The sequence below is a fragment of the Bacillus sp. SLBN-46 genome (genome assembly GCF_031453555.1).
In the GTDB taxonomy this organism is placed as follows: Bacteria; Bacillota; Bacilli; order Bacillales; family Cytobacillaceae; genus Neobacillus.
Map to the genome: position 1 here is coordinate 4311035 of NZ_JAVIZM010000001.1, position 19663 is coordinate 4330697.

Annotated in this window: 15 protein-coding genes, 16 tRNA genes and 3 rRNA genes; 4 read left to right on the forward strand and 30 right to left on the reverse strand. The window is 42.6% G+C overall.

What is annotated here, in order from left to right:
- Window positions 1-23: 23 nt before the first annotated feature.
- The 3 genes from trmL to queG all read right to left on the reverse strand — a co-directional run bounded on the left by trmL (window position 24) and on the right by queG (window position 2702).
- Entirely contained in the window at window positions 24-497 is a 474-nt protein-coding gene (trmL, locus tag QFZ87_RS21955; RefSeq protein ID WP_309866250.1) for a tRNA (uridine(34)/cytosine(34)/5-carboxymethylaminomethyluridine(34)-2'-O)-methyltransferase TrmL, read from the reverse strand.
- 110 nt (window positions 498-607) lie between these two features.
- Window positions 608-1483 carry an amidase domain-containing protein gene (locus QFZ87_RS21960; RefSeq protein WP_309866253.1) on the reverse strand — a complete coding sequence of 292 codons (876 nt, stop codon included), beginning with the start codon at window positions 1481-1483 and terminating at the stop codon, window positions 608-610.
- A 91-nt stretch (window positions 1484-1574) separates the two neighbouring features.
- On the reverse strand, window positions 1575-2702 hold the full coding sequence (gene queG / locus QFZ87_RS21965) for a tRNA epoxyqueuosine(34) reductase QueG (protein ID WP_309866256.1): 1128 nt from the start codon (window positions 2700-2702) through the stop codon (window positions 1575-1577).
- 117 nt (window positions 2703-2819) lie between these two features.
- On the opposite strand from queG, the gene QFZ87_RS21970 reads away from it, so the two are divergent.
- Entirely contained in the window at window positions 2820-3485 is a 666-nt protein-coding gene (locus QFZ87_RS21970; protein ID WP_309866260.1) for a B3/B4 domain-containing protein, read from the forward strand.
- Between the two features lie 85 nt (window positions 3486-3570).
- On the opposite strand, the gene QFZ87_RS21975 is transcribed toward QFZ87_RS21970, so the two are convergent.
- Window positions 3571-3644 (reverse strand) — tRNA-Gly (locus QFZ87_RS21975).
- A 251-nt stretch (window positions 3645-3895) separates the two neighbouring features.
- Here QFZ87_RS21975 and QFZ87_RS21980 point away from each other — a divergent pair.
- The gene (locus QFZ87_RS21980) at window positions 3896-4321 is read left to right on the forward strand and encodes a hypothetical protein (RefSeq protein ID WP_309866263.1); all 426 of its coding nucleotides are present in this window, start codon (window positions 3896-3898) and stop codon (window positions 4319-4321) included.
- 728 nt (window positions 4322-5049) lie between these two features.
- Here the strand turns inward: QFZ87_RS21980 and QFZ87_RS21985 are convergent.
- The 19 genes from QFZ87_RS21985 to QFZ87_RS22075 form a co-directional block, all read right to left on the reverse strand.
- Window positions 5050-5130, reverse strand: a tRNA-Leu gene (locus tag QFZ87_RS21985).
- 25 nt (window positions 5131-5155) lie between these two features.
- A tRNA-Leu gene (locus tag QFZ87_RS21990) sits at window positions 5156-5241 on the reverse strand.
- Window positions 5242-5278: 37 nt separating this feature from the next.
- Window positions 5279-5352, reverse strand: a tRNA-Cys gene (locus QFZ87_RS21995).
- Between the two features lie 8 nt (window positions 5353-5360).
- Window positions 5361-5435: transfer RNA gene (locus tag QFZ87_RS22000), tRNA-Gly, on the reverse strand.
- Window positions 5436-5439: 4 nt separating this feature from the next.
- Window positions 5440-5514 (reverse strand) — tRNA-Gln (locus QFZ87_RS22005).
- Window positions 5515-5538: 24 nt separating this feature from the next.
- Window positions 5539-5614: transfer RNA gene (locus QFZ87_RS22010), tRNA-His, on the reverse strand.
- Window positions 5615-5627: 13 nt separating this feature from the next.
- Window positions 5628-5701, reverse strand: a tRNA-Trp gene (locus QFZ87_RS22015).
- Window positions 5702-5706: 5 nt separating this feature from the next.
- Window positions 5707-5791 (reverse strand) — tRNA-Tyr (locus tag QFZ87_RS22020).
- Between the two features lie 27 nt (window positions 5792-5818).
- Window positions 5819-5894 (reverse strand) — tRNA-Phe (locus QFZ87_RS22025).
- Window positions 5895-5903: 9 nt separating this feature from the next.
- Window positions 5904-5980, reverse strand: a tRNA-Asp gene (locus QFZ87_RS22030).
- Between the two features lie 3 nt (window positions 5981-5983).
- A tRNA-Met gene (locus QFZ87_RS22035) sits at window positions 5984-6057 on the reverse strand.
- A gap of 29 nt (window positions 6058-6086) precedes the next feature.
- Window positions 6087-6162, reverse strand: a tRNA-Val gene (locus QFZ87_RS22040).
- A 5-nt stretch (window positions 6163-6167) separates the two neighbouring features.
- Window positions 6168-6242, reverse strand: a tRNA-Glu gene (locus QFZ87_RS22045).
- A gap of 16 nt (window positions 6243-6258) precedes the next feature.
- A tRNA-Ser gene (locus QFZ87_RS22050) sits at window positions 6259-6350 on the reverse strand.
- Between the two features lie 8 nt (window positions 6351-6358).
- Window positions 6359-6433: transfer RNA gene (locus tag QFZ87_RS22055), tRNA-Asn, on the reverse strand.
- Between the two features lie 13 nt (window positions 6434-6446).
- A 5S ribosomal RNA gene (gene rrf, locus QFZ87_RS22060) occupies window positions 6447-6563 on the reverse strand.
- Window positions 6564-6693: 130 nt separating this feature from the next.
- A 23S ribosomal RNA gene (locus QFZ87_RS22065) occupies window positions 6694-9629 on the reverse strand.
- A gap of 203 nt (window positions 9630-9832) precedes the next feature.
- Window positions 9833-11370, reverse strand: a 16S ribosomal RNA gene (locus QFZ87_RS22070).
- Together the 16S, 23S and 5S rRNA genes with 15 tRNA genes alongside form the textbook arrangement of a ribosomal RNA operon.
- A gap of 271 nt (window positions 11371-11641) precedes the next feature.
- The gene (locus QFZ87_RS22075) at window positions 11642-12517 is read right to left on the reverse strand and encodes a nucleotidyltransferase-like protein (protein ID WP_309866266.1); all 876 of its coding nucleotides are present in this window, start codon (window positions 12515-12517) and stop codon (window positions 11642-11644) included.
- A 149-nt stretch (window positions 12518-12666) separates the two neighbouring features.
- On the opposite strand from QFZ87_RS22075, the gene QFZ87_RS22080 reads away from it, so the two are divergent.
- Window positions 12667-13008: a YgzB family protein gene (locus tag QFZ87_RS22080; RefSeq protein WP_309866268.1), complete on the forward strand. Its 342-nt coding sequence runs from the start codon at window positions 12667-12669 to the stop codon at window positions 13006-13008.
- 98 nt (window positions 13009-13106) lie between these two features.
- Here the strand turns inward: QFZ87_RS22080 and perR are convergent, their stop codons facing one another.
- The 7 genes from perR to QFZ87_RS22115 form a co-directional block, all read right to left on the reverse strand.
- Entirely contained in the window at window positions 13107-13544 is a 438-nt protein-coding gene (perR, locus tag QFZ87_RS22085; RefSeq protein ID WP_308080752.1) for a peroxide-responsive transcriptional repressor PerR, read from the reverse strand.
- A 102-nt stretch (window positions 13545-13646) separates the two neighbouring features.
- On the reverse strand, window positions 13647-14204 hold the full coding sequence (locus QFZ87_RS22090; RefSeq protein WP_309866275.1) for a cob(I)yrinic acid a,c-diamide adenosyltransferase: 558 nt from the start codon (window positions 14202-14204) through the stop codon (window positions 13647-13649).
- Window positions 14205-14436: 232 nt separating this feature from the next.
- Window positions 14437-14907: a thioredoxin-dependent thiol peroxidase gene (gene bcp / locus QFZ87_RS22095; RefSeq protein WP_309866277.1), complete on the reverse strand. Its 471-nt coding sequence runs from the start codon at window positions 14905-14907 to the stop codon at window positions 14437-14439.
- 82 nt (window positions 14908-14989) lie between these two features.
- Complete coding sequence (locus tag QFZ87_RS22100) at window positions 14990-15382, reverse strand: ion channel (RefSeq protein WP_309866280.1); 393 nt, start codon at window positions 15380-15382, stop codon at window positions 14990-14992.
- A 103-nt stretch (window positions 15383-15485) separates the two neighbouring features.
- The gene (locus tag QFZ87_RS22105) at window positions 15486-16271 is read right to left on the reverse strand and encodes an ABC transporter permease (RefSeq protein WP_308080756.1); all 786 of its coding nucleotides are present in this window, start codon (window positions 16269-16271) and stop codon (window positions 15486-15488) included.
- A 3-nt stretch (window positions 16272-16274) separates the two neighbouring features.
- A complete protein-coding gene (locus QFZ87_RS22110; protein WP_309866283.1) occupies window positions 16275-17066 on the reverse strand; it encodes an ABC transporter permease in 792 nt (263 codons plus the stop codon).
- Window positions 17067-18074: an ABC transporter ATP-binding protein gene (locus QFZ87_RS22115; RefSeq protein ID WP_309866286.1), complete on the reverse strand. Its 1008-nt coding sequence runs from the start codon at window positions 18072-18074 to the stop codon at window positions 17067-17069. It abuts the gene before it with no gap.
- Between the two features lie 174 nt (window positions 18075-18248).
- On the opposite strand from QFZ87_RS22115, the gene QFZ87_RS22120 reads away from it, so the two are divergent.
- On the forward strand, window positions 18249-19544 hold the full coding sequence (locus QFZ87_RS22120; RefSeq protein WP_309866289.1) for a glutamate-1-semialdehyde 2,1-aminomutase: 1296 nt from the start codon (window positions 18249-18251) through the stop codon (window positions 19542-19544).
- The last annotated feature ends 119 nt before the right edge of the window (window positions 19545-19663 follow it).

Genomic DNA, 19663 nt, shown 5'->3' on the forward strand with positions numbered 1-19663 from the left:
CCCAAGAACCGGGCCTCCTTCACTTAATCGAGATTTGGATAGTTTTGCTGACGAAGTGCTTCATAAATAAGTATAGCTGCAGTATTAGAAAGATTTAATGAACGAATATTATTGGTCATCGGAATCCTTAGGCTTGCATCCTTATTATTTTCAATGACGTCCTTCGGTAAACCGGTTGTTTCTCTTCCAAAAATAAAATAATATTCTTTTTCTGGGCTACTGTAATCGAAACTGCTATGAGGCTTTTGCCCAAATTTCGTTAAGTAAAAAAATTCACCGCCAGCATTTTTTTCGTAAAATTCTTCTAAGGAATCATAATACGTAATATTTACATGCTCCCAATAATCCAGACCTGCTCTTTTCAACATCTTATCATCCGTTGAAAAACCTAACGGCCGAATTAAATGTAAATGAGTATCAGTGCCTGCGCAAGTCCTTGCGATGTTTCCTGTATTAGAAGGTATTTGTGGTTGATATAGTACTACGTGTATAGCCAAAAAACTCACCCCGTTGAAAAAACTATAAAAGCAATTATACCACTCTCATTCCTTCTTTTAAAGAATCACACACCAAAGAAAGGCAGACAAAGAAGTACAATAGTGTGGTCTTATAAATCGATAATGCTAAAGAACTTATACTTAATATTCGGGGTATACGCTGAGGAATCCTCATATGCCCAATAACGCTTACGACTATTATAGGTATGGGCATTCACTAAAGGCATTCCATTAGCATCTTTTCCGGTTACAATGGTGTTGTGATTGTAACGGCCGTCCCCCTCAAAATCATAGCAAATAACGTCACCCAGTAATAATTGATCTGGACTGCTGACTTCTCTAGCCCTTAGACCCGCCTTTGAATTCCCTAAATATAGCCTTAGTGAATTGGCTACAGCCCAGCTGTAGCTCCAGTTGCTACTCTGTAGCCACCACCCACTCCCGCGATTGGGATACCCTCTCATGGGGGCTCCTCCTGTATGAAGGCATTGTGAAATGAAGTTAGTACAATCTACTTCAAATTTCTTGTAGGCAGGGTTGTAGGTATTCCACCAGCGCTCCGCATATTGCACGGCTTTTAAGCGATCGTATTGATAGCTTAACCGTTCATCCGTTTCATCAGGCCCTTCTTCTAATATCTCTTGATGAGAGTATACATCTTCCTTTGGGATTCTTTCCTCATCCATAACTAAAGCACCTTTGTAAAACTTCGCCAGTCTTTCTTCCATCTCTTCTTCTAAGTAGAAGATTCCTTTTTGCTTAATTAAGTATTGATAGTGTGCAAGGTATTTTACCGTTTGAAATTCTTCTTCCGAAAATTCCTCCGTAATTCTTCCTGTAGCTTTCACCTTTACAATTTCTGCTGACCGTTTGGCTAATGCTTCTTGTTTTTTCTCAGCCTTCGGAAAAAATATCCTATGGCTTCTTTTATCGGTAACAAATTGATTCACTCTTTTTTCAAACAAATCCTGGAGCAATTCAAACATTATTTCTTCACCCCTTTCTTTCATACATATGAAGGAAAGTTGGTTTTAATATAAAAAAGAGCGAAACCAATTTTGGTTCGCCCTTTCCTTATTAAAAATAAGTTAAACTTTTGGCAATTTCTAGTTGAACTTCGCTTTCAGTTTCTTTCTCTCTTGCTTTCATAAGAGCAAGGCGAGCGGATTCACCTCCTATTTTCCCAAGCGCCCATGCAGCGGTTCCCCTCGATACCGGACTCGCTTCCTTTTCTAATACTTCGATTAAGTCAGGAATAGCTGTATCATCTTTAAAATGAGCAAGGGCAATAATTGCATTTCGTTGAATTGGCTTTTTTCCTCTCCAAGAGCCAGCCACCGAACCGAACTGGTTTTTAAACTCGCGGTTACTCAATTTTAATATTGGCTTTAGTAACGGCTTGGCTACCTCTGGATCGGGCTCCATTTCTTCGTGGAAATGATAGTTTTTCCCTTTATTCACAGGGCATGCGGTTTGGCAGGAATCACATCCATAAATACGGTTTCCGATCTTATCCCGAAATTCATCTGGAATTAGCTCTTTTGTTTGTGTTAAAAAGGAAATGCAATGCTGTGCATTAATCTGTCCCCCTTGGACTAATGCACCCGTAGGACAAGCATCTAAACATTTCGTACAAGTACCACACTGGTCCTCAATAGGTGTATCTGGTTCAAATGGTATACTTGTGATCATTTCTCCTAAATAGACATAAGAGCCAAACTCTGGAGTAATAATGGCACAATTCTTCCCGCTCCAACCGATGCCAGCCCGCTCGGCAACGGCCCTGTCAGAAAGCTCTCCCGTATCGACCATTGATTTTAACCTTGCCTCTGGGACCTTTGTTAAAATAAACTCTTCCAGCTTCTTTAGTCTGTCACGTAAAACATGGTGGTAATCGAGCCCCCAAGAAGCCCTGCTGAAAAAGCCTCTACGTTCACCCTTCTTGCCTTCTACACGCTCGTTCATTTTTGAGGGATAGGCTAGGGCAATCGCAATAATGGAACGTGGTTCCTCCATCAAAAGAGCGGGTGTCACACGTTTCTCTATGTCTGGCTCCTCAAAACCAGATTGATAGCCAAGTTCTTGTTGTCTGATTAATCTATTTTTCAATTCAATGAACATGTCTGCGGTTGTAAAACCGATCTTATCGATTCCAATTTCCTTGCTATAAGCAATGAGCTCTTTTTTTAATTGTTTGACATCCATATTGGTTCCTCCTTCCCCCAAAGATTGTTTATATTAGTTGAGGTTTGATTGTTTTAATTATTGGTTGCACATCTATTTATGATAAACTATTTTAAATGAAATTTGGAGGTGGAATCGTTGGAAATTCAACTCTCACAAGAAATAAAGGGACAAATTCCTGACTTTAAACTGGGTATTATCGAATATAAAAATATATTGGTTGGAGATTCACCGCAAATGCTAAGAGGCAGACTCCAGCTCTTCCAGGAGTCTATTTATTTTGATTTAGAAAATACACCTGTTACAGAGTTACCTGGGGTTCAGGAATGGCGGTCTATTTTTAAAAATAATGGTAAGGACCCGAACCGGTACCGCCCATCTGTCGAAGCTTTATACAGAAGAGTACAGAAACAGAATTATCTTTCATCTGTACAAAGTGCAATCGATATTAATAATTTTTTCTCTCTACAATATCAAGTACCTATCGGAATCTACGACCAAGAGTGTTTGAAAGGCCCCATTAGTATTCGCTTTGGTGGTGAAGGGGAGGAATATACGGGCTTAAATGGACGTTTAAATTCCTTACAACATCTTATTGTATCCTCAGATGAGATTGGCCCATTTGGAAGTCCTTTTGTGGATTCTGATAGAGCCCCTGTTTCGTTAGAGACAAAACATGCTCTGCAACTCATCTATTTAAGACCATCCACTGATCTTCATAACGCAGAAAAGCTAACAGAATCTCTAATGAACATGTTTGTTCAAATACACGGCGGGGAAGCAACCTACCACATTCTTAAATGATGCCAGTCTGGCATCTTTTTTTCTATATAAAGAAAAAACGCAATGCATCGTTCTCTAAGTAACGATACACTGCGTTAGTTATGTATGGAGCGGGTGATGGGAATCGAACCCACTACATCAGCTTGGAAGGCTGAGGTTTTACCAGTAAACTACACCCGCATATATTTGTGACAACTCATTGAACGAGTTGACCCTTACAATAATACACACTTTTTTTGGACGCGTCAAGAGAGTTATGCAAATTTTGTCGAATAACATCAAAAAACATATGACCGATTTATTCCCTTTTTAAATGACATCAATAAAAATATTTGCTACTCTATATTAAAATCTTTAACTACTAATCTAGTGGGGTGAGCTTTATTCGAAGGAAACCGATCATTTTCTCTACAATCTTATTCATAGCTATTGTGGTTGGTTCCGCTGTTACGATTTATTTCAAGTCTTACCGAGCTGCCTCAAATGAATTGCCTGTTCAGCAGCTAGTACAAGCGAATGTAGACGAAGCGGATATTGGAGAATACATTAAAATTAATCATAATTATTGGAATGAAGAGTTATGCTGGGGAAGAAGTAAAGATTTTAATTTTACTCTTTTTCATAACAAATACAAAGACTACATAGAGAATTTGAATAAAATGATTGACGCAGTTGATGATCCAGATTTAAAATCGGATTTTATGCTAACACATGATCTACTGGTACAGGCAGATGAAACGAAGGATGTTTCTTATTTAATAGATGTACATCGGATGTTTCATGATTTAGATGTTAAATATAATGATTACGTAACAAGTGATTATTTCGGCGTAACAAAATATGGAGAAAATAACTAACGAGCAATGCTCGTTTTTTTGTATTATGGTTATTTATTGTGAATTTACATTGAGAGGCTGGCATAATTGCATAGAGGTGGAGGGCAATCAAGGTGTTTTTGATTCTCCATCAGACAGTTCGGCTCGTAGAACCCTTCTATGCGACCCTAACCCTTCTACATTAGGCAATTCGGGCTCATAGAGCCTGTCTATGACCGTAATCCTTCTCCATTAGGCAATTCGGGCTCATAGAGCCTGTCTATGCGACCGTAACCCTTCTCCATCAGGCAATTCGGGCTCATAGAGCCTGTCTATGCGACCGTAATCCTTCTCCATTAGGCAATTCGGGCTCATAGAGCCTGTCTATGCGACCGTAATCCTTCTCCATTAGGCAATTGGGGCTCATAGAGTCTGTCTATGCGACCGTAATCCTTCTCCATTAGGCAATTGGGGCTCATAGAGTCTGTCTATGCGACCGTAATCCTTCTCCATTAGGCAATTCGGGCTCATAGAGCCTGTCTATGCGACCGTAATCCTTCTCTATTAGGCAATTCGGGTTCATAGAGCCTGTCTATGCGACCGTAATCCTTCTCCATCAGGCAATTCGGGCTCGTAGATAGCATTTCGTTTCCCTTTAATTTGTTTATCACTTATTTGCAGCACATAGACCCTATGCTTCTTCGTTGAATATCATTTACAAAACAATAAAAAAACACTTCTTATAATAAAATAAGAAGTGTTTTTCATGATACCGGTGGCCGGGGTCGAACCGGCACTCCAGAGGAACACGATTTTGAGTCGTGCGCGTCTGCCAATTCCGCCACACCGGCATATTAAATTGTTTTTGTAAATCAGTGCCGAGGACCGGAATCGAACCGGTACGGTAGTCACCTACCGCAGGATTTTAAGTCCTGTGCGTCTGCCAGTTCCGCCACCCCGGCGTATATAAAAAGTAGATTATGCACTGTATGAATTTTATGGAGGCGGCAACCGGATTCGAACCGGTGGTAAAGGTTTTGCAGACCTCTGCCTTACCACTTGGCTATGCCGCCGTAAGTTATGGAGCGGAAGACGGGATTCGAACCCGCGACCCCCACCTTGGCAAGGTGGTGTTCTACCACTGAACTACTTCCGCAAAATGGCTGGGCTAGCTGGATTTGAACCAACGCATGTCGCAGTCAAAGTGCGATGCCTTACCGCTTGGCTATAGCCCAATGCTAAATTAATTTAAAATATTATGGGGCGACTGATGGGAATCGAACCCACGAATGCCTGAACCACAATCAGGTGCGTTAACCACTTCGCCACAATCGCCACAATATATAATTGGCAGGGGTAGTAGGAATCGAACCCACACCAAAGGTTTTGGAGACCTTCGTTCTACCTTTAAACTATACCCCTGTATATGGTGGAGGGGGACGGATTCGAACCGCCGAACCCGGAGGGAGCGGATTTACAGTCCGCCGCGTTTAGCCACTTCGCTACCCCTCCACATATAAAGTGTTTCATAGAAATAAATGGTGGCTCAGGACGGAATCGAACCGCCGACACAAGGATTTTCAGTCCTTTGCTCTACCGACTGAGCTACTGAGCCAACATTATATGGCGGTCTGGACGGGACTCGAACCCGCGACCTCCTGCGTGACAGGCAGGCATTCTAACCAACTGAACTACCAGACCATATTGCGGGGACAGGATTTGAACCTGCGACCTTCGGGTTATGAGCCCGACGAGCTACCAGACTGCTCCACCCCGCGACGGTAATAATTATTTATTTCAAAAGTTATGGTGGAGGATGACGGGATCGAACCGCCGACCCTCTGCTTGTAAGGCAGATGCTCTCCCAGCTGAGCTAATCCTCCATAAATGGTGACCCCTACGGGATTCGAACCCGTGTTACCGCCGTGAAAGGGCGGTGTCTTAACCGCTTGACCAAGGGGCCATATCTTAAAATTTAATGGCGGAGAGCAAGGGATTTGAACCCTTGAGACAGGGTTACCCGCCTACACGATTTCCAATCGTGCTCCTTCGGCCACTCGGACAGCTCTCCAAAAGAAATGGCTCCGCAGGTAGGACTCGAACCTACGACCGATCGGTTAACAGCCGATAGCTCTACCACTGAGCTACTGCGGAATATTTTAAAACAGCCTGGCAATGTCCTACTCTCACAGGGACTTTCGTCCCAACTACCATCGGCGCTGAGAAGCTTAACTTCCGTGTTCGGTATGGGAACGGGTGTGACCTTCTCGCCATAATTACCAGACCATTTATTCGACACTATTTTATTATAATGTCTTTTTTATATTTTGCAAGAGGAAATTTCAAATTTTTCATTCCCTCAAAACTAGATAATGCAGAAGAAGTGTTTGTAAACTACGAGTTCGCTTTAAAACTTGGTTAAGTCCTCGAACGATTAGTATCAGTCAGCTCCACATGTTACCACGCTTCCACCTCTGACCTATCAACCTGATCATCTTTCAGGGTTCTTACTAGCTTGACGCTATGGGAAATCTCATCTTGAGGGGGGCTTCATGCTTAGATGCTTTCAGCACTTATCCCGTCCGCACATAGCTACCCAGCGATGCCTTTGGCAAGACAACTGGTACACCAGCGGTGCGTCCATCCCGGTCCTCTCGTACTAAGGACAGCTCCTCTCAAATTTCCTGCGCCCACGACGGATAGGGACCGAACTGTCTCACGACGTTCTGAACCCAGCTCGCGTACCGCTTTAATGGGCGAACAGCCCAACCCTTGGGACCGACTACAGCCCCAGGATGCGATGAGCCGACATCGAGGTGCCAAACCTCCCCGTCGATGTGGACTCTTGGGGGAGATAAGCCTGTTATCCCCGGGGTAGCTTTTATCCGTTGAGCGATGGCCCTTCCATGCGGAACCACCGGATCACTAAGCCCGACTTTCGTCCCTGCTCGACTTGTAGGTCTCGCAGTCAAGCTCCCTTGTGCCTTTACACTCTACGAATGATTTCCAACCATTCTGAGGGAACCTTTGGGCGCCTCCGTTACTCTTTAGGAGGCGACCGCCCCAGTCAAACTGCCCACCTGACACTGTCTCCCACCCCGATAAGGGGTGCGGGTTAGAATTTCAATACAGCCAGGGTAGTATCCCACCGACGCCTCCACCGAAGCTAGCGCTCCGGTTTCTCAGGCTCCTACCTATCCTGTACAAGCTGTACCAAAATTCAATATCAGGCTACAGTAAAGCTCCACGGGGTCTTTCCGTCCTGTCGCGGGTAACCTGCATCTTCACAGGTACTATAATTTCACCGAGTCTCTCGTTGAGACAGTGCCCAGATCGTTACGCCTTTCGTGCGGGTCGGAACTTACCCGACAAGGAATTTCGCTACCTTAGGACCGTTATAGTTACGGCCGCCGTTTACTGGGGCTTCGATTCAGAGCTTCGCTTGCGCTAACCCCTCCTCTTAACCTTCCAGCACCGGGCAGGCGTCAGCCCCTATACTTCGCCTTGCGGCTTCGCAGAGACCTGTGTTTTTGCTAAACAGTCGCCTGGGCCTATTCACTGCGGCTCTTCGAGGCTATTCACCTCAAAAAGCACCCCTTCTCCCGAAGTTACGGGGTCATTTTGCCGAGTTCCTTAACGAGAGTTCTCTCGCTCACCTTAGGATTCTCTCCTCGCCTACCTGTGTCGGTTTGCGGTACGGGCACCTTTTATCTCGCTAGAGGCTTTTCTTGGCAGTGTGGAATCAGGAACTTCGGTACTAAATTTCCCTCGCTATCACAGCTCAGCCTTCACGGAAAGCGGATTTTCCTACTTTCCAGCCTAACTGCTTAGACGCGCATATCCAACAGCGCGCTTACCCTATCCTCCTGCGTCCCCCCATCACTCAAACGATAAAGAGGTGGTACAGGAATATCAACCTGTTGTCCATCGCCTACGCCTTTCGGCCTCGGCTTAGGTCCCGACTAACCCTGAGCGGACGAGCCTTCCTCAGGAAACCTTAGGCATACGGTGGATGAGATTCTCACTCATCTTTCGCTACTCATACCGGCATTCTCACTTCTAAGCGCTCCACCAGTCCTTACGGTCTAGCTTCAACGCCCTTAGAACGCTCTCCTACCACTGACATCTAAGATGTCAATCCACAGCTTCGGTGTTACGTTTAGCCCCGGTACATTTTCGGCGCAGAGTCACTCGACCAGTGAGCTATTACGCACTCTTTAAATGGTGGCTGCTTCTAAGCCAACATCCTGGTTGTCTAAGCAACTCCACATCCTTTTCCACTTAACGTAAACTTTGGGACCTTAGCTGGTGGTCTGGGCTGTTTCCCTTTTGACTACGGATCTTATCACTCGCAGTCTGACTCCCACGGATAAGTCTTTGGCATTCGGAGTTTGTCTGAATTCGGTAACCCGATGAGGGCCCCTAGTCCAAACAGTGCTCTACCTCCAAGACTCTTACTACGTGAGGCTAGCCCTAAAGCTATTTCGGAGAGAACCAGCTATCTCCAAGTTCGATTGGAATTTCTCCGCTACCCACACCTCATCCCCGCACTTTTCAACGTGCGTGGGTTCGGGCCTCCATCCAGTGTTACCTGGACTTCACCCTGGACATGGGTAGATCACCTGGTTTCGGGTCTACGACCACATACTCATTCGCCCTATTCAGACTCGCTTTCGCTGCGGCTCCGTCTCTTCAACTTAACCTTGCATGGGATCGTAACTCGCCGGTTCATTCTACAAAAGGCACGCTATCACCCATTAACGGGCTCTAACTACTTGTAGGCACACGGTTTCAGGAACTATTTCACTCCCCTTCCGGGGTGCTTTTCACCTTTCCCTCACGGTACTGGTTCACTATCGGTCACTAGGGAGTATTTAGCCTTGGGAGATGGTCCTCCCTGCTTCCGACCGGATTTCACGTGTCCGGCCGTACTCAGGATCCACTCAGGAGGGAACGAAGTTTCGACTACAGGGTTTTTACCTTCTCTGACGGGCCTTTCCAGGCCGCTTCATCTACCCCGTTCCTTTGTAACTCCATGTTGAGTGTCCTACAACCCCAAGAGGCAAGCCTCTTGGTTTGGGCTATGTCCCGTTTCGCTCGCCGCTACTCAGGGAATCGCGTTTGCTTTCTCTTCCTCCGGGTACTTAGATGTTTCAGTTCCCCGGGTATGCCTTCAATACCCTATGTATTCAGGTAAAGATACTGTTCCATTACGAACAGTGGGTTCCCCCATTCGGAAATCTCCGGATCAAAGCTTACTTACAGCTCCCCGAAGCATATCGGTGTTAGTCCCGTCCTTCATCGGCTCCTAGTGCCAAGGCATTCACCGTGCGCCCTTTCTAACTTAACCTAAAAGGTTTGTTTCTCTTAATTAAATAAGAGAGAAAACTAAAATGGCGATTACTCGATGTATTTACTTGACTTCTTCATTACGATTATCTAGTTTTCAAAGAACGATGTTTTGAGAGAAATTGCACTCTCAAAACTAAACAAACAAGAAACAATCAAACAAACGTGTTTTGTCTGGCTCATAGGTCCAGCTTATATCCTTAGAAAGGAGGTGATCCAGCCGCACCTTCCGATACGGCTACCTTGTTACGACTTCACCCCAATCATCTGTCCCACCTTAGGCGGCTGGCTCCTTACGGTTACCCCACCGACTTCGGGTGTTACAAACTCTCGTGGTGTGACGGGCGGTGTGTACAAGGCCCGGGAACGTATTCACCGCGGCATGCTGATCCGCGATTACTAGCGATTCCGGCTTCATGTAGGCGAGTTGCAGCCTACAATCCGAACTGAGAATGGTTTTATGGGATTGGCTAAACCTCGCGGTCTTGCAGCCCTTTGTACCATCCATTGTAGCACGTGTGTAGCCCAGGTCATAAGGGGCATGATGATTTGACGTCATCCCCACCTTCCTCCGGTTTGTCACCGGCAGTCACCTTAGAGTGCCCAACTGAATGCTGGCAACTAAGATCAAGGGTTGCGCTCGTTGCGGGACTTAACCCAACATCTCACGACACGAGCTGACGACAACCATGCACCACCTGTCACTCTGTCCCCCGAAGGGGAACGTCCTATCTCTAGGAGTGTCAGAGGATGTCAAGACCTGGTAAGGTTCTTCGCGTTGCTTCGAATTAAACCACATGCTCCACCGCTTGTGCGGGCCCCCGTCAATTCCTTTGAGTTTCAGCCTTGCGGCCGTACTCCCCAGGCGGAGTGCTTAATGCGTTAGCTGCAGCACTAAGGGGCGGAAACCCCCTAACACTTAGCACTCATCGTTTACGGCGTGGACTACCAGGGTATCTAATCCTGTTTGCTCCCCACGCTTTCGCGCCTCAGCGTCAGTTACAGACCAGAAAGCCGCCTTCGCCACTGGTGTTCCTCCACATCTCTACGCATTTCACCGCTACACGTGGAATTCCGCTTTCCTCTTCTGTACTCAAGTCCCCCAGTTTCCAATGACCCTCCACGGTTGAGCCGTGGGCTTTCACATCAGACTTAAAGGACCGCCTGCGCGCGCTTTACGCCCAATAATTCCGGACAACGCTTGCCACCTACGTATTACCGCGGCTGCTGGCACGTAGTTAGCCGTGGCTTTCTGGTTAGGTACCGTCAAGGTACCGGCAGTTACTCCGGTACTTGTTCTTCCCTAACAACAGAGCTTTACGACCCGAAGGCCTTCATCGCTCACGCGGCGTTGCTCCATCAGACTTTCGTCCATTGTGGAAGATTCCCTACTGCTGCCTCCCGTAGGAGTCTGGGCCGTGTCTCAGTCCCAGTGTGGCCGATCACCCTCTCAGGTCGGCTACGCATCGTCGCCTTGGTGAGCCGTTACCTCACCAACTAGCTAATGCGCCGCGGGCCCATCTGTAAGTGACAGCCGAAACCGTCTTTCAGCTTTTCCTCATGAGAGGAAAAGGATTATCCGGTATTAGCTCCGGTTTCCCGAAGTTATCCCAGTCTTACAGGCAGGTTGCCCACGTGTTACTCACCCGTCCGCCGCTAACCACCGAAGTGGTTCGCTCGACTTGCATGTATTAGGCACGCCGCCAGCGTTCGTCCTGAGCCAGGATCAAACTCTCCAAGAAAGTTGATTAGCTCATTTTGTTACGTTGGCTTAACTTCATTAAGAAGCTAAATATTTTTGTTTGTTGACGTTTTTGTTTGTTTAGTTTTCAAAGAACAATCTTCGATATCGCTCGTAAGCGACTTTATTAATATAACATAAAGTTTTTTACGATGTCAACATCTTTTTAAAAGAAAAACCGTCACCGGCGAAAGTTTTAATTAATCGTTTCGCAGCGACGGTTATTAATATACCAAGTAATAAACAAAAGGTCAATAAGAATTAATGTTTTTTCACGATAATTTTTTTGCCACCTGGTAACAACGGTGATAAACCCCATGACCCTTGGTTTCAATATTAACGATATCTATTAAATGTTTCTCAATTAAATACTCAAGCATGACCACTAAATCCACAGAATAAGGTATTAATTCTTTTTCGTTCATGATCTCATTAAATAACCAATGTTCCTTACTGCTAAGTACCTCTAATAAATGAACACTACAAATCGCGGTTCTTGAATGAATCATAAATTCACTTGCCAAGAATAAAAGCTCTAATCGTTTCTCTAGTGTTTCTTCACTGTTAACCAGTTCTTCATATAATTTATATATTTCAGGTTCAATTTGTTTCACTTGGTGCCACACAGTCAATTCTGGATGTAGACCATTTTCTATCACCGCTAACCTCGCTAAATGATGCAAGGAGTGAACCACATGATTATACGCATCCAAAAATTGTTTACTTTCAAACAACGCTTTTCCATCAACGTAGCGACGAATCAACTTGGCAAACTCTAATCCCATCTTAATTTTCCGTCCATTAAAAGGGAACTCTCGTAGTTCTGTCTTTAGATTGGCTACATATTCATTACGATCAAAGAGAATTTTCGCATCATGGAGCCATTCAAAAATTTTTCGATTAGTACCTAGTAAGAGCCATTCCTGCAGTTGCTCTTCTGTAATGATGTGCATCGCTGCCTTTTTATTGTCATACGTATAATGCTTTATAAAGACAGGCCGTTCTGCCTCTTTAACAACCACTAGTAATATGACATCAAAGGAATCAGTAATATGACTTAATTTTTGTTTTTTTTCAATCAACAAAACTCCAAGGGTATTTGATTGGCTCGCCCTTTCTTGGTAAATAGGCCGAAGGATGTCTTCCATTCATCATTCCTCCAATTTTTTCGGGTATATATAGCTTCGACAGTGAAAACAGATTTCCTTCTTTCTTCAAAGACAAATTTCGACATTCTTCTGCGTAACCTTTTTTCTCCATAGACAAATATGATATAGTTTCTCTAGGAGGGAGTAACATGGCTAAATACTCGAGTAAAATAAATAAAATTCGCAGCTTTGCACTATCATTAATTTTTATTGGCTTTATTGTTATGTATGGAGGTATTTATTTTCGTACCTCACCAGTTATTATGACCATCTTTATGCTTTTAGGTCTTATTTTTATTATCGCAAGTACTGTCGTTTATTTTTGGATTGGGATGTTATCAACAAAAACCATCCAAGTCAAATGCCCTAGCTGCGGGAAGCATACGAAAATGCTAGGCAGAGTGGATATGTGTATGTATTGTCGAGAACCTTTAACCCTTGATCCTAAACTTGAAGGCGAAGAGTTCGATGAGACCTATAATAAAAAGTAATAAAAATAAATAGAGGATGACTGATACCTAACAGCTTACAAGCCGTAAAGGTTCAGGCACCCTCTTTTTTATTGTAAAAAAGAGCCCGTATTCTAAAATTAATGGACTTCCTTACTTGCGCATTCAGGACAAGAGCCGTAAATCTCCATTCGGTGGTTCTCCACTTTAAATCCTGTTACATGTGAGGCAAGATGCTCTACTTCATCAAGTCCCGGATAATGGAAATCAACTATTTTTCCGCATTGCTCACAAATTACATGATAGTGATGAGACGTAACAAAGTCAAAACGACTTGATGCATCACCATAGGTTAATTCCTTAACAAGACCGACTTCACGAAATACTCGTAAATTATTGTAAACTGTTGCCACACTCATGTTAGGGAATTTTCCTTCTAATGCTTTATAAATATCATCAGCAGTAGGATGTGACATCGAGCTTATTAAATATTCAAGTATCGCATGACGTTGTGGAGTAATCCGCACCCCAGTTTCCTTTAAGGTATCCAACGCTTCTTTTAACTGATTCATCGCCATGCACCTCTTTTCCAAAAATATTCTTAGATTATAATTGTTATAATTAATTTTACTAACATATTTATACTTTTGTCAATATTGCAACCTCACAAACCCCAATGATTAATTACTTTTTTCATGCAAGGTTTGTTCCGCTGCCCCTAACCGGTTATTTACATACCGAGCGGTAATAAATAATAGGTCTGAAAGTCGATTTAAATAGGCTAATACAAGCGGGTTTACTTCCTCACCTAACGAAACCGCACACCTTTCAGCCCTTCTCGCCATTGTCCGGGCTACATGAAAAGCCGCTGCTGCAGGATGGCCTCCCGGCAGGATAAAATTGGTTAATTCGGATAGCGAGCTATTCCAATCATCAATCTGCTTTTCCATTTCCTCCACATCAAGAGAAGTGAGCGACCACTTAACCTCTTTACCTTTCGGAGTTGCCAGCTCAGCCCCAACATGAAAAAGGTTCGTTTGTATTTTATGATATACATTATCTATTATTTCTTTCTCTTGAAAAATTTCATTTCTTAAATGACTAAGGGCCAGACCAATCATTGAATTCGTTTCATCACAGGTTCCGTACGCTTCAACCCTCGCATCATTCTTTGATACCCGTTGACCGTAAATAAGAGATGTTGTCCCTTTATCACCTGTTTTTGTATAGATTTTCATACTCTTTTCCTCCTCTATGTATGGATAATGTTTGCTTGCTTCAGTTATATACACATATATTCCCATGATAACAGACATTATGATAGTATCGTTTTTTAGACATAAAAAAAAGGGTCACTATGGACCCAAAATTTATCTGAGGAGGTATGCCCTAATAAAATGATATTCAAAATCACCCTTCTTGCATTGGACAAAAGCCTCTTCTAGAGAAAATAGGCTAGAAAGCCATTCATTAGCTAAGGTGTTCACGTATGTAAGTTAACGCTTCTTCTACATGACCTTTCACTTGAACCTTTCGCCATTCTTTAACGAGTTGGCCATCCTTATTGATTATAAAGGTAGATCTTTCAATCCCCATATACTCCTTGCCAAAATTTTTCTTTAATTTCCATACATCGTATGCCTCAGCGACTTGATGATCGATATCAGCTAAAAGGAGAAATGGCAATCCGTATTTTTCAATAAACTTTTGATGACGAGAGGTTGGATCTGGACTCACACCTATGATTACAGCATCCAAGTCATTAAACTTTTCAATCTGATCTCGAAAATCACATGCTTCTGTTGTACACCCAGGGGTCATATCTTTAGGGTAAAAGTAAAGGACAACATTTTTTCCGTGAAAATCCGAAAGCTTAACTACCTCACCATTGCTGGCTTCAAGCTCAAATTCAGGGGCTTGTTTCCCCGTTTCAACTGTCATTCTAATCACTCCCATTGTAAAAGATTCCTTATCTATAGCGTATCGAATCTTTCCTGATAATACAAATATTTCACCGATCGAATTACTTTTCCCTATCTAACATCACTTTTGCGACAAATGCAGCCGGAAGCGTATACCCAATTAATGCTTCGATTACAGCAATAATTCTCCCTACTCCATTAGGGAGAACATCCCCATTTCCAACAGAAAAAAGAGTCATTGCGCTAAAATAAAAACTGGTCTCAAAGATATTATTTTGAGAATCTTGATTTACTTCTTTAAGTAATGGCATACCAATTAGGTAAAACAAAAGATAAATCAGTCCAAATCCTATAATAACGGTTAAGTAGACCGAGCCTAGATAAAGGAAGTTTTGAACAGATGCAAACTTCCCACTTAGAGTATTAGGAATAAATAATGTTCGCAAACTCATAAAGATACAAAAGATGACTATCGGAAGTAAGAAATAAAACATGTTTGACCACCCCTACAATCCATTAGAGTTATTCTATTCCTATGCGGGCTTGGTCAATAAAATAGCAAAAAACCAGGCAAAAGCCTGATTTTGAATAAATTCTTTAATTCCCCGCTCCCCTATACTTCTTTACCCCCTGATTCCAAAGAAGGATTGAAAGTATAAAAAAGACAACACCAATGACTGGGGTTAAAAAGGAGTACCAAAGCCATTCCTTTTTTCCAAGAAAAAAGGCAGCAGGATATACACCAACAAAGGCAAACGGGATGACCCAAGTTAATACAAAGCGAATTAACTTATTATAGATGTTAACTGGATATCTTCCATAACTGCTAATATTGTACATCATCGGCATAAGGGAGGTTCTTGCATCCGCCCAAAAACTAATGCAAGCAATCATGATGAAAACCCCGCCATAGACGAGTGCACCGCCAATAACAAAAATGACAAATAAAAACGGGTCATACCAATGCAATTCAAGGCCTAATCGACTTCCGGCGTAGAACATGACAGCAAGGCCGGTTACAGCTCCTAATAGGGACTCCAGTTCAATTCGCTCGAGAATAATCTGAAAGAGACTATGAATGGGTCTTGTGAGTATTCGGTCAAGCTCCCCCTTTACAATATATCGTTCGTTAAAATCCCATATATTAAAAAAGGCAGAGAACACGGCAGAAGGTACTAGAAAAAAACCATAAATAAAGATAATTTCATCTCTGCTCCAGCCATTAAGTAAACTCGTATGACCAAAAACTACTAATATAAAAACAAGATTAATCGCCTGGGACAGTAAATCTGAAAAGAATTCTACAAATAAATCTGCCCGATATTGAAATCTGGTTTTTATGTACTGCGATGTGTATTGAAAAAACATAGATAAATAAAACAACTCTTATCCCCCCTGAATAATCAACTGTTTCCTCGCCAAGTACCACAGAATTTGAATAGGCACGATTAATACAATAACCCAAACCAATTGCTGCAAAATTGCATCGATTGCTTGCTGGTGTGAGAAACCTTTTGTCAAAATCATACTTGGAAAATAGCTGATCCCTTGGAAGGGAAGAAATTTCATGATATCTTGAGCCCAGCCTGGAAAGAAGCTAATAGGCAAAAGAAGTCCTGAGAACAAATCAATAACCACTCGTTTCGCCCGGATCAGACCAGAATTATTATATAAGAAGAAAGTGGTTATCCCTGTTAATAAATTCAACTCTGTATTGATAAAAAAGCTTAATAAAATGGATAGACCAAACAATCCCCACACACTAGGTTCCCAAGTAAATTGAATAGGGAAAATGAAATAAACAATGATCATACCAGGTGCTGAAAAGAAAAATAACCTAAAGATCCCTTCTCCAAGTCCTTGCATTGTTTTCATCGTCAGATAATTGTAGGGGCGGATTAACTCGATTGCTACTTTACCTTCCATTATTTCTAACGCCATTTCACGGTCCAGATTATTAAAATAAAACGCACGCGCCATCCAGGAAACAGCGACATAGGTGGTCATTTGAATAACGGAAAGACCGACAATCTGTTCTTTTGACCCATAGATCGCATTCCATAAGAAGTAATAGGCTCCAATGTTGATACTATAAATTAGAATCCCCGTGTAATAATTAGTCCGGTAAGCGAGCATCATTAAAAAGCGGATTCTGATCATTTCTAAGTACTTATCCACTTACACAGCACCCTTCTCATATATATTTCGAATAATCTCTTCTGTGGACGTCTCGTTAATTTTAATGTCCTTTATTTTAAATCCAGCTACCACCATAGCAATAACTTGAGAGATAAGTTCGTCGTTCTCCTCTACAACCGCAATAAAAACCTGGTTCTTTTCATCCAATTCCCACTTAACAGGCATGCTCTTTGTCAGATTTCTAACAGCAGCTAAGTCTACTTTTTCAAGAAATTGAAAACGTAGTTCCTTCCCTTCACCCCATTTTTCCTGAAGATTCTTAAGGGCACCATCATAAATCACTTTTCCTTCATCAAGCATAATGACGCGCTCACATAATGCTTCGATGTCTGATAAATCATGTGTTGTTAATAGAATCGTTGTATTATATTTCTCATTTATTTCTTTTAAAAATTCACGGATTCTTAATTTAACTAGCACATCTAAACCAATGGTCGGTTCATCCAAAAATAATAAAGGGGGATTGTGAATGAGTGCGGCCGCAAGCTCACAACGCATCCGTTGTCCAAGGGATAATTTACGAACCGGTTTATCTAAGAGTGGTTCAATGTCCAAAGTTTTTATAACATGATTCATGTGATCGTCGTATTGTTCATCTGATACTTTATATACCTTTTTCAAAAGACGGAACGATTCCTGTACGGCAATATCCCACCACAATTGCGAACGTTGTCCGAAAACAACCCCAATGGTTTGGACAAATTTTTCTCTTTCTCGATGAGGATTCATACCATTGACAATGATGTCACCAGACGTAGGTGTTAATATGCCTGTCAGCATTTTAATGGTGGTAGATTTCCCCGCCCCATTTTCTCCAATGTAGCCAACCATCTCCCCTTGCGCCACTGAAAAATTGATATCATTAACGGCAGGAACCACCTTATAATTTCTAGTGAACAAATCCCTAAACGCACCCTTTAGACCACTTCTACTTGAATAAGATTTAAATTCTTTCCTTAATTTTTGTACTTCTATAATATTCTTCATCCAGTACCTCCCAAAGCATGGTTCCTATAGCATTCCTAAAACATTAGTTTAGCCAATTCAATTACTTATAACAACTAACCCGCACTCAAACGAAATTTTCTAAAAGTTGAAATAGATAATAGACTAATAAAAAAGTGATAAAATAGGGTAGATACAATTGAAGGAGGAAAAATAGTGCAATTTACAAATTCTGAAATAATACATAACGAAGCGATTCAGCACATTGTTGGTGGTGTAAACAGTCCCTCCCGTTCATACAAGGCAGTTGGCGGCGGCGCACCGGTAGTAATGGAACGTGCACAAGGCGCATATTTTTGGGATGTTGACGGGAATCAATACATTGACTATCTTGCAGCTTATGGACCAATTATTACTGGTCATGCTCATCCACATATCACAAAAGCCATTACACGTGCTGCAGAAAGTGGTGTACTTTACGGAACACCCACTCCACACGAAGTAAAATTCGCCAAAATGATTAAGGAAGCGATGCCTGCTCTAGATAAGGTACGTTTCGTTAACTCAGGAACAGAAGCGGTCATGACTACAATCCGTGTTGCCCGGGCTTACACAGGGAGAGATAAAATCATTAAGTTTGCAGGTTGCTACCACGGCCATTCCGATCTTGTGCTTGTTGCTGCTGGATCAGGTCCTTCTACCCTAGGCACCCCAGATTCTGCGGGAGTACCAAAAAGCATTGCGCAAGAAGTGATCACGGTACCATTTAATGATATCGAACCCTTTAAAGAAGCTTTAGAAAAATGGGGAGATCAAATTGCCGCAGTTTTAGTGGAGCCAATTGTCGGAAACTTTGGGATTGTCGAACCAAAGCCAGGGTTCCTTCAACAAGTGAATGACCTAACACATGCAGCAGGTGCCCTTGTCATTTATGATGAGGTGATTACAGCCTTCCGTTTTATGTACGGTGGTGCCCAGGACTTATTAGGGATTAAGCCGGATTTAACAGCACTTGGAAAAATTATCGGCGGAGGCCTGCCAATCGGTGCCTATGGCGGACGGAAGGAAATAATGGAAAAGGTTGCTCCACTAGGACCTGCCTATCAAGCAGGAACCATGGCCGGTAATCCAGCTTCCGTTCTTTCAGGAATTGCCTGCCTAGAAGTTCTAAAGCAAGAAGGGGTTTACGAATATTTAGACCGACTTGGTGCTATGCTCGAGGAAGGAATTTTAGAAGCAGCTAAAGAGTTTAATATTCAAATTACGATTAACAGACTTAAAGGGGCATTTACCGTTTATTTCACAAATGAAACAATAGTAAATTATGAACAAGCGGAGAACACCGACGGAGAAATGTTCGCTAAGTTTTTCAAACTTATGCTTCATCAAGGAATTAACTTAGCTCCATCTAAATATGAAGCATGGTTCCTAACCATCGCTCATACAGAAGAAGACGTAGAAGCTACTTTACATGCAGTAAGAAATGCATTTTCTCAACTAAACAACGAATAAATATACACATTTTATGCACAAAAGGGAGTGATGATCACTCCCTTTAATTTTTCAAAAGCAAATGAAAACGTTTACACTAATATATTCCTCATTTATCCATTCCCCATTTAACGTTATTT